The organism is Noviherbaspirillum sedimenti, from assembly GCF_003590835.1.
GTDB lineage: Bacteria > Pseudomonadota > Gammaproteobacteria > Burkholderiales > Burkholderiaceae_D > Paucimonas > Paucimonas sedimenti.
Genome location: NZ_QYUQ01000002.1, coordinates 3,218,614 through 3,232,766 on the forward strand (window position 1 = coordinate 3,218,614; position 14,153 = coordinate 3,232,766).

Below are 14,153 nucleotides of genomic sequence, written 5' to 3' on the forward strand. Positions count from 1 at the left end.
TCCCGGTTGTTCGGGTCTGACTGGACTAATACCGATCCCGAGAGCCATCACATTCCAGTATGAGCGAACCAACGCCAGTACCACGTCGAACTTTTCTGTTTCTTGCGCTCGCAGGCATCGGTTTTCTTTCGATCGGAACGGTCGGTCCAGTTAGCGCAGTTGAACTGCTGGTACCCAATGTAACAGGGTTGTACTCCGTTATTGTCGCGCGAATTATCCAGCCTTCCAGCACCAGGAAAGTGTCAGAGTCCGTGCGCAGCTGGCCAGGTAGCGTGGCCATCGGCGGGGGACGTTACAGTATGGGAGGCCAGACTGGCATTTCGGGTGGCTTGCACCTCGATATGCGGGCAATGAACGGTTTGATTTGGTTCAAACCTGAAGCACGCTGCATCAGGGTGCAAGCAGGGATGCGTTGGCGCGGCCTGCAAGACATTATCGATCCGCACAATCTCTCGGTACAAACAATGCAAAGTTACGCCAATTTTACCGTTGGCGGGTCAGTATCAGTAAATGCGCATGGGCGTTATGTTGGCAACGGCCCGATCTGCAATTCAATCAGGGCACTTCAAGTAGTATTGGCGGACGGGTCAATCATCGAAGCCAATGCTGACCAGAACAAGGACTTGTTCCGGGCGGCTATCGGTGGATATGGGGCAGTAGGCGTTGTTACTGAAGTTGAACTGGATCTTGCGGAAAATGTTCGCATGGAGCGGGTTGTACAGCGCGTCCCGCTTGCGCAGTATCCCGACTTCTTCAAGAAAAATATTGAATCTGATCGCGCCAGTGTGATGCACAATGCCGACCTCATACCGCCATTATTTGATACCCCTCTGTCCGTCACCTGGAGGACAACAGCCAAGCCGCTAACGGAAACCACAAGGTTGGTCCCAACTGGGCAGCTTTACAGTACCGAGCAAAACATGATTTGGGCACTGACCGAATTACCGCACGCAGAAAAATTACAGGACAGCGTGATACGCCCAATGCTTTTAAACAAGCCTGTTGTGAAGTGGCGTAATCATGAAGCCAGCCTGGATGCTGCTGAGCTAGAGCCCCGGACGCGAAGCATATCGACATACGTTCTTCAGGAATACTTCATCCCGCTGCGTAATTTCGTTGCGTTTTCAAGGGCGATGACAAAGGTTTTGCAACGACGCAATGTTGAAGCACTGAACGTATCAATCAGGCACTCGCCTGCGGATGAGGTATCGATGTTGCCATGGGCGAAAGAAGCGGTTTTTTCCTTTGTTTTGTACTATAAACAGCGGACCTATCGCAAAGCACGGGAGGCGGTCGGTGACTGGACGCGTGAACTGATTGGCCTGGCATTGGAAAACGAAGGCAGATATTACCTTCCCTATCAGTTGCACGCGACAAAGCAACAATTCAATCGTGCTTATCCAGAGGCCGAGCAACTTCATAGATTAAAAAACGCCGTAGATCCGAAGAACAAATTTTCGAACGAGCTGTGGAGCAAGTATTTATGATCGGCATGCCCGCCTTCGAAACCAGCACAGCATTTTTCAGCCTGTCCCTGCTCCTCGGTTTCAGCCCCGGGCCCGACAACCTGTTCGTCCTCATGCAATCGGCAACGCACGGGCGCAAGGCCGGATTCTGCGTGGTGCTGGGTCTGTGCTGCGGCTTGCTGGTCCATACCGCTGCCGTCGCGCTCGGCCTGGCCGCAGTATTCGCCGCCTCCCCTGCCGCCTTCACTGTACTCAAGTTCGCCGGCGCGGCCTACCTGGCGTATCTGGCCTGGCAGGCCTGGCACGCTCCTGCCAACGCAAAGCTGGCACAACAGGCGCCGCCGATGAACCCCTGGCGCATGCTGGCGCGCGGCTTCATCATGAACCTCACAAACCCGAAGGTGATCTTTTTTTTCCTGGCATTCCTGCCGCAGTTCGTCGCCTCCGGGCGGGGTGCGGTCGTGCTGCAGCTGTGCTGGTTTGGCTTCCTCTTCATCCTGGCGACCCTGGTTTCCTTTGGTCTCATTACCTGCTTCGCCGCGTTTCTGGGCGCACGGCTCAGAAGCTCGCCAAGGATGCAGCGTCGTCTGCACCGCTTGACCGCCATAGTATTTGCCGGCCTGGCACTCCGGCTGGTGCTGGCGAAAGCCTAGTATTTCAAAGGCAACAGATTTCCCCGGTCGTAGGCGGAATGAAGATTACAATTCTTCAAAATTTTGGTATAAGAACAAGGATTATCAAAAAGCCAAACCACTCTCATGCGCAATCTGTACGATATTCTGGGGCTGAGCAGCAGCGCCACCGCTTTGCAGATCGAACAAGCTTACCTGGTGCGTACGCATGGCTTGAAGGATCAGCAAAGGCTCTTGTCCGAAGCGGAAGGCCTGGAGCTGCGGGCGGTGGAAGAAGCCTATGCCTTGCTGTCTTCGCCAGCACGGCGCGAGCGCTATGATCAGAAGCTGAAGGCGGCCAACCAGCCGATCCGCTACGAAGTGGTGGAGCCGCGCCGGATTCCGTGGCTCGGCATTGCCTTGGTGGCCATGCTGGTATTGGGCGCAGTATTCTATTACCAGAATCAACAAAGCAAGGCGCGCATCGAACAACTCCGTCTTGAGGAAGCCCGTACCAGGGCCGAGGCCGAGCAAGCCGAGCAATTGGCGATCGCCGAGAGCAAGCGCCTGGAACGGGAAAAACTGGAGCGTGAGGAGAGGCTTGCAAGGCAAGCACAGATACGCGAGGAGTATGCGGCGAGGGCAAGCGCCCGCCAGCAAACCGCCGCCATGGAACGGGCATTGAATCGGCCGATCGAGGGAAGCAACCGCCGTCCGAATGTCGTCGTAATCCCGAACGAGCCGGCGCGGCCGGCATACGCGCCCCAGCGTTAAGCGATTGCGAAGGCGGCGCTGGACGGTGCTTGCAGCAAGGATAAGTGGCGATAGAGAGGAGCATGATGTCCATTCCCGGGCCAGGCACTTTCGATATTGACTGCGACCTCCTGATCATCGGCGGCGGCATCAACGGCGCCGGCATCGCCCGCGATGCCGCCGGGCGCGGCCTGTCAGTTCTGCTGTGCGAACAGGACGACCTGGCCGGCCATACCTCGTCAGCCTCGACCAAGCTCATTCACGGCGGCTTGCGCTACCTGGAACATTTCGAATTCGGCCTGGTGCGCAAGGCCTTGCGCGAGCGTGAAATCCTGCTGCGCGCTGCGCCCCACCTGATCCGGCCATTGCGCTTTGTGCTGCCGCATGATCGCCACCAGCGCCCGGCCTGGATGATCCGTGCCGGCCTGTTCCTCTATGACCATCTGACCCGACGCGAACTGCTGCCCGGCTCAGGCCACATTGCGCTGCGTCGTCATCCGGCCGGCGCCCCCCTGAAAGCCGAATTTACCGACGGCTTCGAGTATTCCGATGGCTGGGTGGACGATGCACGGCTGGTGGTGGCGAACGCCATCGATGCTGCCGAGCGCGGCGCCACCATCCTGACCCGCACCCGCTGCGCTGCCGCGCTGCAGCGCGGCGGCTGCTGGCATGCCAGTCTCGTGCGTGCCGATGGCTCATCCATTGCGGTGCGCGCGCGCTGCCTGGTGAATGCCGCCGGGCCCTGGGCGGCGCATTTTCAGCACGCAGTGTTCCCGGCCCGCCCCGAACCGGCGCTGCGGCTGGTCAAGGGCAGCCACATCGTGGTGCGCAAGCTGTTCGAGCACCCGTTCGCCTATATCTTCCAGCATCCGGACCGGCGCATTGTCTTCGCGATTCCGTACGAGTCGGATTTCACTCTGATCGGTACCACCGACATCGACTTCCAGGGCGACCCGGCTGCAGTCGCCATCGAGCGCCAGGAAATCGCTTATCTCTGCGAGCTGTGCAACCATTATTTTGCGCAGGCGATCTCGCCTGCCGACGTCGTCTGGACTTATTCCGGTGTGCGCCCCCTGCTCGATGAGGGTGCTGCGGCGGCGGCCACGCTCACGCGCGATTACCATTTCGAGCTGGAGAATGACGGCGCCCCCATGCTGTCGGTTTTCGGCGGCAAGATCACCACGTACCGCAAGCTCGCCGAAGAAGCCATCGACCGCCTCGCGCCACTGCTGCAGCCGGCACGCGGCGCCTGGACCGAACATGCCTGCCTGCCCGGCGCCGATTTCCAGGGACCGACGCCATCGGCTGCCGCTGCGGCCGGCTTCGGTCAATTCGTGCGACAGCAGCAGCAAGGCTTTTCCTGGCTGCCACCAAGGCTGGTAGCGCGGTATGCGCACGCCTATGGCACCCGCATCGGCCAGTTGCTCGGCGGCTGCAGCGCCCTTCCCGACATGGGCGAAGAGATTCTTCCAGATCTTTTCGAGATCGAGGCACGATACTGGATAGAGCGGGAGTGGGCACTTACCGCAGAAGACATGCTATGGCGCCGTTCCAAGCTCGGCCTGCATGTGCCGGCGGACGGTGCCGCCATCCTGGCCGCCTGGATCACCGGGCGCCAGCAATGCGTGGGCGACATGCGCGGCAGGTGCGAAGGCTGAAAAAAAGCCCGCCGAAGCGGGCTTTTCTTTGAAGCGTGTTGCGCCTAGCGTTTCTGACGCAGCTTCTGAATTGCTGCCAGCTGCGCAATAGCTTGCGCCAGTTCGGCTTGCGCCTGGGCGTAGTCAATCTTCGAATCCTTGTTGACCAGCGCTTCCTCAGCCATTTTCTTGGCTTCAGCTGCCTTCGCTTCATCGAGGTCGGCGCCGCGGATCGCGGTATCGGCCAGGACTGTTACCGTGTTCGGCTGCACTTCGAGGATGCCGCCGGCGACGAAGACCAGTTCTTCCTTCTCCTGACCGCCAACCTTGATGCGTACCGCACCCGGCTTGATGCGGGTGATCAGCGGGGTGTGCATCGGATAGATGCCCAGCTCGCCTGCTTCACCCGGCAACGCGACGAATTCGGCTTCGCCCGCGAAGATCAGCTCTTCGGCGGAAACCACGTCAACGTGAATAGTGTTTGCCATATTGGAACCTTATATCGTTCGTCGGACCGAAGGAGGCGCATCAGGCAAGCCGGTTACCCGGCGCCGTCTGACCGCCCCCTGGCGAATTACTGCATCTTCTTCGCTTTTTCGATCGCTTCTTCGATGGTACCGACCATGTAGAAGGCCTGTTCCGGCAGGTGATCGAGTTCACCGGAAGCGATCATCTTGAAGCCCTTGATCGTGTCTTTCAGCGAAACGTACTTGCCCGGCGAACCAGTAAAGATTTCAGCAACGTGGAACGGCTGCGACAGGAAACGCTGCATCTTACGAGCGCGAGCCACCAGCAGCTTGTCTTCCGGTGCCAGTTCGTCCATGCCCAGAATCGCGATAATGTCACGCAATTCCTTGTAGCGCTGCAGGGTACCTTGCACGGCACGTGCCGTGTCATAGTGTTCCTGGCCAACCACGTCCGGGGACAGTTGGCGCGAGCTCGAGTCGAGCGGATCGATCGCCGGGTAGATACCCAGGGCAGCGATGTCACGCGACAGAACCACGGTCGAGTCCAAGTGGGCGAAGGTGGTAGCAGGCGACGGATCGGTCAAGTCATCCGCAGGGACGTACACGGCCTGGATCGAGGTGATCGAACCGGTCTTGGTCGAAGTGATACGCTCTTGCAGGCGGCCCATTTCTTCAGCCAGCGTCGGCTGGTAGCCCACGGCGGAAGGCATACGGCCCAGCAGTGCGGACACTTCGGTACCGGCCAGGGTGTAGCGGTAGATGTTATCGACGAAGAACAGCACGTCCTTGCCTTCGTCACGGAACGATTCAGCGATCGTCAGGCCGGTCAGCGCAACGCGCAGACGGTTACCCGGCGGTTCGTTCATCTGGCCGTACACCATCGCGACTTTCGACTTGGGGAAGTCTTCGACGTTGACGACGCCGGCTTCGATCATTTCGTGATAGAAGTCGTTACCTTCACGGGTACGCTCACCAACACCGGCGAACACGGACAGACCCGAGTGCGCCTTGGCGATGTTGTTGATCAGTTCCATCATGTTCACGGTCTTGCCGACGCCGGCGCCGCCGAACAGGCCGACTTTACCGCCCTTGGCGAACGGGCACACCAGGTCAATCACCTTGATGCCGGTTTCCAGCAGGTCGGTCGATGGCGACAGTTCGTCATAGGCAGGAGCCTTGCGATGGATCTGTGCGGTTTGTGCATGGCTCACGGGACCGACTTCGTCGATCGGGTTGCCCAGCACGTCCATGATGCGACCCAGGGTTGCCGGGCCCACCGGCACCGTGATCGGCGAGCCGGTGTTGGTGATTGCTACGCCACGACGCAGACCGTCGGAGGAGCCCAGCGCGATGGTACGGACAATGCCGTCACCCAGCTGCTGCTGCACTTCCAGGGTCAGGTCGGAACCTGCCATTTTCAAAGCATCGTAGACCTTGGGTACTGCATTGCGTGGAAATTCCACGTCAACCACGGCGCCGATACACTGAACGATTTTGCCTTCAGCCATTTTCGTTCCTTCTTCAGTAATTTAGATTCGTTCTAATCAGTTGGGGACAGAGTAACTCGCCGCGCTTCGGCGCCTCGTAAACTCTGTCCCGCAAAGGGTTACGCTTTTAAACCGCTGCCGCACCAGCGACGATTTCGGACAACTCGGTAGTAATCGCGGCCTGGCGGGTCTTGTTGTAGACCAGCTTCAGTTCCTTGATCACGTTACCGGCATTGTCGGAAGCCGACTTCATCGCCACCATGCGCGCCGATTGCTCGGACGCCATGTTCTCGGCGAGGGCCTGGTAAATCAGCGCTTCGACGTAGCGCACCAGCAGTTCATCGATGACGGTTTGCGGATCCGGCTCGTAGATGTAATCCCACGAATGGGATCCCTTGTCGGCCTTCATTTGCTCCGATGACAGCGGCAGCAACTGCTCCAGCATCGGTTCCTGCTTCATCGTCGTGATGAACTTGGTGTAGCACACGTAGACGGCGTCCAGCTGGCCTTCCTGGTATGCGTCCAGCAGCACCTTGACCGGTCCGATCAGCTTTTCCAGGTGCGGGGTATCGCCCAGTTGCACTGCGTGCGACACCACCTTGGCACCGATACGGTTCAGGAAGCCGAAGCCCTTGTTACCGATGGCAACCGCTTCGACCTTGACGCCTTCGCCTTCCGCTTCGCGGATCTTGTTGGTCGTCAGGCGCAGCACGTTGGTGTTCATGCCACCGCACAGGCCCTTGTCAGTGGTAACCACGATCAAGCCGATCTTCTTGGCGCCTTCCTGTTTCACCAGGAAGGGATGCGTGTATTCCGGATTAGCCTGCGACAAGTTAGCAGCGATATTACGAACCTTCTCACTGTAGGGACGGGCGGCCCGCATCCGGTCTTGCGCCTTGCGCATTTTGGATGCGGCGACCATTTCCATCGCCTTGGTGATCTTCTTCGTATTCTCTACGCTCTTGATCTTGCCGCGTATCTCTTTTCCTGCAGCCATGAGGTATTACTCCTTCTAGCTGTGGGTTCAGAAAGTTTTCTTGAAGTCGGCAATCGCGGCGGCCAATGCTGCTTCGCCGTCTTTATCGAGTTGCTTGCTGTCTTCAATCTTTTGCAAGAGAGCGCCGTGGCTGGTCTTCAGGAAGTTGTGCAGACCGGCTTCGAAAGCCAGCACTTGCTTGACTTCGATGCTGTCGAAGTAACCCTTGTTCGCTGCGAACAGCGAAGCGGCCATCAACGAGATCGGCAGCGGCGAGAATTGCTTTTGCTTCAGCAATTCGGTCACGCGGGCACCACGATCCAGCTGCTTGCGGGTCGCTTCGTCGAGGTCGGAAGCGAACTGTGCAAACGCTGCCAGTTCACGGTACTGCGCCAGATCGGTACGGATACCGCCGGACAGGCCCTTGATGACCTTGGTTTGCGCTGCGCCACCGACGCGCGACACCGAAATACCGGCGTTAATCGCGGGACGGACACCGGCGTTGAACAACGAAGTTTCCAGGAAGATCTGGCCGTCGGTAATCGAGATCACGTTGGTCGGCACGAAGGCGGAAACGTCGCCAGCTTGCGTTTCAATGATCGGCAGTGCGGTCAGCGAACCGGTCTGGCCCTTGACTTCACCGTTGGTGAACTTCTCGACGTAGTCGGGGTTCACGCGGGCTGCACGCTCCAGCAGGCGGCTGTGGAGATAGAACACGTCGCCAGGGTAGGCTTCGCGGCCCGGCGGACGGCGCAGCAGCAGGGAGACTTGACGGTAAGCCACGGCTTGCTTGGACAGATCGTCATACACGATCAGTGCATCTTGACCGCGGTCACGGAAGTATTCGCCCATGGCGCAACCGGAGTAAGCCGACACGTATTGCATCGCGGCGGATTCGGAAGCGGTAGCAGCGACCACGATGGTGTATTCCATGGCGCCGTGCTCTTCGAGCGCGCGCACCAGGTTTTTCACGGTGGAGGCTTTTTGACCGATCGCGACATAGATACATGTCACGCCCTGGCCTTTTTGATTGATGATGGTGTCGATCGCGACAGCCGATTTACCGGTCTGACGATCGCCAATGATCAATTCGCGCTGGCCGCGGCCGACTGGCACCATGGCGTCGATCGACTTCAGGCCGGTTTGCAGCGGCTGCGAAACGGATTGACGAGCAATAACGCCTGGCGCGATCTTTTCGATCGGGGCGGTCAGCTTGGTGTTGATCGGGCCCTTGCCGTCGATCGGTTGACCCAGCGCGTTGACCACGCGGCCACACAGTTCAGGACCGATCGGCACTTCCAGGATGCGGCCGGTGGTCTTGACCGTGTCGCCTTCGGAAATGTGTTCGTAGGCACCCAGAATAACGGCGCCGACGGAGTCGCGCTCGAGGTTCAGCGCGAGGCCGAAAGTATTGCCCGGGAATTCCAGCATTTCGCCTTGCATTGCATCGGACAAGCCGTGAATGCGGACGATGCCGTCGGTCACGGAAATAACCGTGCCCTGGTTGCGGATATCAGCGCTTTCGCCAAGACCCTGGATACGGCTCTTGAGCAGTTCGCTGATTTCAGACGGATTGAGTTGCATGTTAACTCCTAATATTTTTCACTGTGCCTGGGTCGGCGGCTATTTGCCGGTCACGACACCAGGGCTGTGTGCAGTTTCTGCAGCTTGGCGCTTACCGAGGTATCGAGCACTTCATCACCCACGGTCACGCGCACGCCACCAATCAGCGAATTGTCGACGGTCACGGCAGGGACGAGCTTGCGGCCGAATTTCTTTTCCAGCGTTGCCACCAGTTGCGTCACCTGCGCGTCGCTTAACTCGAACGCGCTCGTGATGTGCGCATCGGCAGCGCCTTCCTCGGCATTTTTCAACGCCAGGAATTGCACGCCGATTTCCGGCATGGCAGCCAGGCGGCCGTTTTCCACCAGCGCGCCGATGAAGTTCCTGGCTTCCTGGCTGACCGGGGACTTGATCAGGGACAGGAAAGTATCACTGATCTGGGCGTCGGACAGTTTCGGATTGCTGACGAATGCCTGAACTTCGGCATTGCCGGCGACTTGCGCCATTTCGGATACCAGCTCCGACCATGCGTTGATGTTACCGGCCTTGGCCACGCGGAACAGGGCTTCTGCATAAGGACGAGCGATCGTTGCGAGTTCTGCCATGATTACAGCTCGGCCTTCAGTTGGTTCAACAAGTCGGCGTGTGCCGCTGCATTGACCTCACGCTTCAAGATCTGTTCGGCGCCGGCAACCGCGAGGGTTGCGACCTGGCCGCGCAGAGCTTCACGCGCTTGGGTTACCTGCTGTTCCGCATCAGCCTTGGCTGCTGCGACGATGCGGGCGGCTTCGTCGGAAGCGGTTTTCTTGGCGTCTTCGATGATCGCTGCAGCGCGCTTTTCGGCGTCGCCGATGCGCTTGAGACCTTCATCCTTGGCGACGGCCAGTTCGGCCTGCACGCGCTTTTCGGCGGCAGCCATTTCGGCCTTGCCTTTTTCAGCAGCGGCCAAACCGTTCGCGATCTTCTCGGCGCGCTCATCGAGCGCTTTCATCAGCGGCGGCCACACGAATTTCATCGTGAAACCGGCGAGGATGAAGAAGACCACGAACTGTGCAAACAACGTTGCATTGAGGTTCACGGTATTTTCCTTCTCAAAAGAACAAATGCCGAACGACTACGGTTCGGCGGTTGAGAATCGGCGAAGCGCCGAATTAAGCCGCAACCTTGGCGATGAACGGGTTTGCGAATGCGAACAACATGGCGATACCAACACCGATCAGGAACGCAGCGTCGATCAGACCAGCCAACAGGAACATCTTGGTTTGCAGGGCGTTCATCAGTTCAGGTTGACGAGCCGATGCTTCGAGGTATTTGCCACCCATGATTGCGATACCGATACAGGCGCCGATAGCACCCAGGCCGATGATCAAACCGCAAGCCAATGCAACAAAAGATACGTCAGTCATGAGAGTTCCTTCAAGAGGTTAAAGTTAAAAATAAAAATGAAAAGCCAAAAATCAAACTTCTTTACTACTACTATCTTTCGATTCTTTACTGCCGGCCGCAATCAATGGCCTTCATGCGCCTGACCGATGTACACCAGCGTCAGCATCATGAAAATGAACGCCTGCAGGAACACGATCAGGATGTGGAAGATGGCCCACAGCGAACCGGCAACCACGTGACCGATGAAGCCGAAAGCAGTGGCCATCGAGCCCAGCAAGGCGATCAACAGGAACAGCAGCTCACCGGCGTACATGTTGCCGAAAAGTCGCATGCCGAGCGAAACGGTTTTTGCGGCGTATTCGATGAGGTTCAACAGCAGGTTGAACGGTGCCAGCCAGATGCCGAACGGGGCGGCAAACAATTCATGGATCCAGCCGCCCAGGCCCTTGATCTTCACGCTGTAGTACACCATCAGCGCCAGTACGCCCAAGGCCATGCCGAGCGTGCCATTCAGGTCGGCGGTCGGCACTACGCGGTGGTAGGGGATGACGCTGTCCAGGCCAACCAGATGAAAGAAGGAGGAGAACATGTCGACCGGCAGGAAATCGAGCGAATTCATCAGCGCAACCCACACGAAGATCGTCAGCGCGAGCGGCGCAATGAAACGACGGTCGCCATGCACAATCGATTTCGACTGGTCTTCGACCATTTCGACCACCATCTCGACGAATGCCTGGAAACGCCCCGGCACGCCGGCAGTGGCTTTGCGTGCTGCCAGCCACATGACGAAGCAGCCGAGAACGCCGGCAAACACGGACCAGAAAACCGTGTCCATGTTAATGATCGAAAAATCGACGATCTTTTCTTGATGGTGGGTAGAGAAATGTCCGAGATGGTGGACGATATACTCGGAAGCCGTGGGCGTAGCAGATGACATATCAGTGCCTAAACAATAAGATTATGTAACTTTTCAGTGCCACGATGAGGCCGACAATCAGTGCCAGCCAGTTCAAATCGTGGTACTGCCAAACGACCACGCCCAATAGCGCAATCGTTAATGCAATCTTGATAAATTCACCGATGAAAAAAGATATCGGATTGGCGCCGCTGGACTTGTGCGCGCCGACGAACAGGCGCCATGCAAAAAGACCATTCGGCAGCACATAGCACAGGCCACCCAGAAGCGCTGAGTAAAACGCCGCGCCCCCACCGAGAATGCCGGCGATGATCGCCGTGACGACCGTAGCCGCAAGTTGCAAAAGAACGATGCGTTGCATACGGGTCCAAGCTGGCGCGGCCATGCATCGGGCACAGCGCAAGCATTTGTTTACATTTCGGGAACGGTTTCTGTGAAGCCACGGGATTATAAGGTGATTCTTAAGCCGACGTCAAACATTTGCCGGCCAGAAAACCCGGGGCATTTCGCAAAAAAACCACCGTAAAAATACGATGTGCCAATCCAGCGCCGTATGTATTATTGAGCACGGCACCTCCCCCCTTTGCGTTGCTTGAGCCGCGCAACGTCAGCTTGTTACTTATTGCCATTTGGAAATTCTCGAGCCAACATCTCAAGCGCATGCTTTTTGATGCAGCAAGCGTTAGTCGTTACGTGGACAAAAACACATCCCCCGCTCGTGACGCATGATCAGGAGCAACTGTTGCTAAAAAATTAGCAACAGTTATTCGCGTTGCTCCAGATCAAGCCGCTATAATTAGAATCTGATAAAGCAAGCAATTTTCCATGGGTTTATGCGTTCGGCCATTGAGTTTTCTATTATCTGCGATGCTGCCTGGGCGCCCGGTATAGAAACCCGGGAAGCGTGGCGCAATTGGGCGCGCGGGCAGCTTCCGGCTTCCGCCGACTCAGAGCCTGTAGTGCGGGCAATGCCGGCCATGCAGCGGCGGCGCCTCGGCCTGCTGGGAAAAATGGCGCTCGAAGTCGCGTATGAATGCCTTGGCCAGCGCCAGGATGTACCAACTGTATTTTGCTCCAGGCACGGCGAGGTCTCGCGTTCGGTCGAGCTGCTGCGCGACCTGGCGCATGGCGAGCCGCTTTCCCCGACTTCGTTCGGGATGTCGGTGCATAACGCCGTCGGCGGCATGTTTTCGATCGCACGCGGCGACGTGGCCAACAACATTGCGCTGAGTGGCGGGCGCGGCAGCATTGAACATGCGCTTATCGAAGCATGCGGCCTGCTTGCGGACGGCGAAAAGGCGGTGCTGCTAGTAGTTTACGATTGTCCGTTGCCAGCCGTGTATGCGGATTTTCAGGATGAAGACGCCCTTCCCTTCGCGTGGGCATGGCTGATCGAACCGCCACGCGAGGACGTAATTTCCCTGTCGTGGCACACATTATCCAGCGATCATGCCGGCGACGAAACGCCACCGGCGACAAGTCTCGATGTCCTGCGCTTCTTTTTGCGGCGCGATCCGTGCATGGAGCGAATCTACGGCAGGCAATCATGGCGATGGACGCGGCATGTTTCTTGAACATATCGACAGATACTGGCGCGTGCTGGGCACCGGCTTGAGTTTCATCGTCTTCGGTACAGGCGGCTTGTTGTTGCGCGTGGTGGTATTTCCGGCAATTAATCTGTTTTTCCGCGAGCCGCGCATGCGCACCATGGCAGCCCGCAACGTGATCCGGCTGACGTTCCGCTCATTCATCGCGCTCATGCAAGGACTGGGCGTACTGCGCTACGAGGTGAAGGGACGGGAAAAGCTCGAACGCAATGGTTTGCTCATCGTTGCCAATCATCCAACCCTGATCGATACGGTGTTTCTGATGGCGTTTGTAAAACGGGCCGACTGCATCGTCAAAAGCGGATTGTGGAATAATCCGTTTACCCATGGCCCCGTGCGTGCGGCTGGCTACATCAACAATGAAAACGGGCCGGGTCTGGTGAGCGAATGCATCGCCACTTTGGTAAATGGCAATAACCTGATTATTTTTCCGGAAGGTACGCGCAGCTCCCGTCATGGCGCGCTCAGTTTCAAGCGCGGTGCTGCCAACATCGCCGTGCGCGGAATGCATAATCTGACGCCAGTGGTGATCCGCTGCACGCCCTCAACCCTTGGCAAAGGCGATAAGTGGTGGCGGGTACCAGCTCAGCGCGTGCAATTCAGCATCGAGGTAAGGGAAGACATTCCCGTCCAGCCCTTCATTTCGGCATGTGATAGCGAGACGCTCGCTGCACGCCGGCTGACGGATTTTTTGCAGAACTATTTTGCCGAGGATAACAAACGCCATGCAATCGCTTGAAGGAGAAGTAAAACAGCTCATCATCGACGCCCTCCAGCTGGAAGACATGACGCCGGAGGATATCGACACCGATGGACCCTTGTTTATCGAAGGCCTCGGCCTCGATTCGATCGATGCGCTGGAACTGGGCGTGGCCTTGCAAAAGCGCTACGGCATTTCATTATCCGCCGATTCGGAGGAAACGCGCCGCCACTTCAAATCGGTGCGTACGCTTGGCGCAATGATCGCCGGCCATAGAACAAAGTAATCAACAGGGGATAAGGAAATGTCTGCGCTGAGCACCATGAGCCGGGATGATATTCATGCATGGATCGCCGATACCTTGCATGAGATGTTTGAAATCGACAAGGCGGCGATCGCCCCGCAATCCAATTTGTATACAGACCTCGATATCGACAGCATCGACGCGGTGGATCTTGCGGTGAAGCTGAAGGAATTGACCGGCAAGCGCCTTTCGCCCGAAATCTTCAAAACCGTACGTACCGTCGAAGATGTGGTGAACGCTGTGGTTGACCTTCTGGCGGAGTAAGACATCAAGCGCCGCA

At 57.7% G+C, this 14,153-nt stretch carries 17 protein-coding genes; 8 read left to right on the forward strand and 9 right to left on the reverse strand.

Annotation, left to right across the window (positions count from 1 at the left end; translation table 11 throughout):
* The first annotated feature begins 59 nt into the window (after positions 1-59).
* The 4 genes from D3878_RS15015 to glpD all read left to right on the forward strand — a co-directional run bounded on the left by D3878_RS15015 (position 60) and on the right by glpD (position 4,488).
* Entirely contained in the window at positions 60-1,487 is a 1,428-nt protein-coding gene (locus D3878_RS15015) for an FAD-binding oxidoreductase (RefSeq protein WP_119786225.1), read from the forward strand.
* Positions 1,488-1,492: 5 nt separating this feature from the next.
* On the forward strand, positions 1,493-2,119 hold the full coding sequence (locus D3878_RS15020) for a LysE family translocator (protein ID WP_119787922.1): 627 nt from the start codon (positions 1,493-1,495) through the stop codon (positions 2,117-2,119).
* A 105-nt stretch (positions 2,120-2,224) separates the two neighbouring features.
* Positions 2,225-2,851: a hypothetical protein gene (locus D3878_RS15025; RefSeq protein WP_119786226.1), complete on the forward strand. Its 627-nt coding sequence runs from the start codon at positions 2,225-2,227 to the stop codon at positions 2,849-2,851.
* A 62-nt stretch (positions 2,852-2,913) separates the two neighbouring features.
* Positions 2,914-4,488: a glycerol-3-phosphate dehydrogenase gene (glpD, locus tag D3878_RS15030; RefSeq protein ID WP_233556345.1), complete on the forward strand. Its 1,575-nt coding sequence runs from the start codon at positions 2,914-2,916 to the stop codon at positions 4,486-4,488.
* A gap of 44 nt (positions 4,489-4,532) precedes the next feature.
* Here glpD and D3878_RS15035 read toward each other — a convergent pair whose 3' ends face one another.
* The 9 genes from D3878_RS15035 to D3878_RS15075 all read right to left on the reverse strand — a co-directional run bounded on the left by D3878_RS15035 (position 4,533) and on the right by D3878_RS15075 (position 11,623).
* A complete protein-coding gene (locus D3878_RS15035) occupies positions 4,533-4,955 on the reverse strand; it encodes a F0F1 ATP synthase subunit epsilon (protein ID WP_119786227.1) in 423 nt (140 codons plus the stop codon).
* A gap of 86 nt (positions 4,956-5,041) precedes the next feature.
* A complete protein-coding gene (gene atpD, locus D3878_RS15040) occupies positions 5,042-6,442 on the reverse strand; it encodes a F0F1 ATP synthase subunit beta (RefSeq protein WP_119786228.1) in 1,401 nt (466 codons plus the stop codon).
* 106 nt (positions 6,443-6,548) lie between these two features.
* Positions 6,549-7,418, reverse strand: coding sequence for a F0F1 ATP synthase subunit gamma (gene atpG, locus D3878_RS15045; protein ID WP_119786229.1), 870 nt, complete (start codon positions 7,416-7,418; stop codon positions 6,549-6,551).
* A 27-nt stretch (positions 7,419-7,445) separates the two neighbouring features.
* Positions 7,446-8,981, reverse strand: coding sequence for a F0F1 ATP synthase subunit alpha (atpA, locus tag D3878_RS15050; RefSeq protein WP_119786230.1), 1,536 nt, complete (start codon positions 8,979-8,981; stop codon positions 7,446-7,448).
* A gap of 50 nt (positions 8,982-9,031) precedes the next feature.
* Positions 9,032-9,565 (reverse strand): F0F1 ATP synthase subunit delta, encoded by a 534-nt coding sequence (locus tag D3878_RS15055; protein ID WP_119786231.1) that lies wholly within the window; start codon positions 9,563-9,565, stop codon positions 9,032-9,034.
* A gap of 2 nt (positions 9,566-9,567) precedes the next feature.
* Entirely contained in the window at positions 9,568-10,038 is a 471-nt protein-coding gene (locus tag D3878_RS15060; RefSeq protein WP_119786232.1) for a F0F1 ATP synthase subunit B, read from the reverse strand.
* Between the two features lie 73 nt (positions 10,039-10,111).
* A complete protein-coding gene (gene atpE, locus D3878_RS15065) occupies positions 10,112-10,366 on the reverse strand; it encodes a F0F1 ATP synthase subunit C (protein WP_119786233.1) in 255 nt (84 codons plus the stop codon).
* A gap of 101 nt (positions 10,367-10,467) precedes the next feature.
* A complete protein-coding gene (gene atpB, locus D3878_RS15070) occupies positions 10,468-11,283 on the reverse strand; it encodes a F0F1 ATP synthase subunit A (RefSeq protein ID WP_119786234.1) in 816 nt (271 codons plus the stop codon).
* A gap of 1 nt (position 11,284) precedes the next feature.
* Positions 11,285-11,623 (reverse strand): ATP synthase subunit I, encoded by a 339-nt coding sequence (locus D3878_RS15075; RefSeq protein WP_119786235.1) that lies wholly within the window; start codon positions 11,621-11,623, stop codon positions 11,285-11,287.
* A 472-nt stretch (positions 11,624-12,095) separates the two neighbouring features.
* Between D3878_RS15075 and D3878_RS15080 the strand changes: the two genes are divergently transcribed.
* From D3878_RS15080 to D3878_RS15095, 4 genes are read left to right on the forward strand one after another with little or no spacing between them, the layout of a single operon-like run.
* Entirely contained in the window at positions 12,096-12,836 is a 741-nt protein-coding gene (locus D3878_RS15080; protein ID WP_119786236.1) for a beta-ketoacyl synthase chain length factor, read from the forward strand.
* Positions 12,826-13,608 carry a lysophospholipid acyltransferase family protein gene (locus D3878_RS15085; protein ID WP_119786237.1) on the forward strand — a complete coding sequence of 261 codons (783 nt, stop codon included), beginning with the start codon at positions 12,826-12,828 and terminating at the stop codon, positions 13,606-13,608. The genes D3878_RS15080 and D3878_RS15085 overlap by 11 nt, the downstream gene beginning before the upstream one ends.
* Entirely contained in the window at positions 13,595-13,855 is a 261-nt protein-coding gene (locus D3878_RS15090; RefSeq protein ID WP_119786238.1) for a phosphopantetheine-binding protein, read from the forward strand. The genes D3878_RS15085 and D3878_RS15090 overlap by 14 nt, the downstream gene beginning before the upstream one ends.
* Before the next feature lie 18 nt (positions 13,856-13,873).
* Positions 13,874-14,137, forward strand: a complete 264-nt coding sequence (locus D3878_RS15095) for an acyl carrier protein (RefSeq protein ID WP_119786239.1) — start codon at positions 13,874-13,876, stop codon at positions 14,135-14,137.
* Positions 14,138-14,153 lie beyond the last annotated feature (16 nt).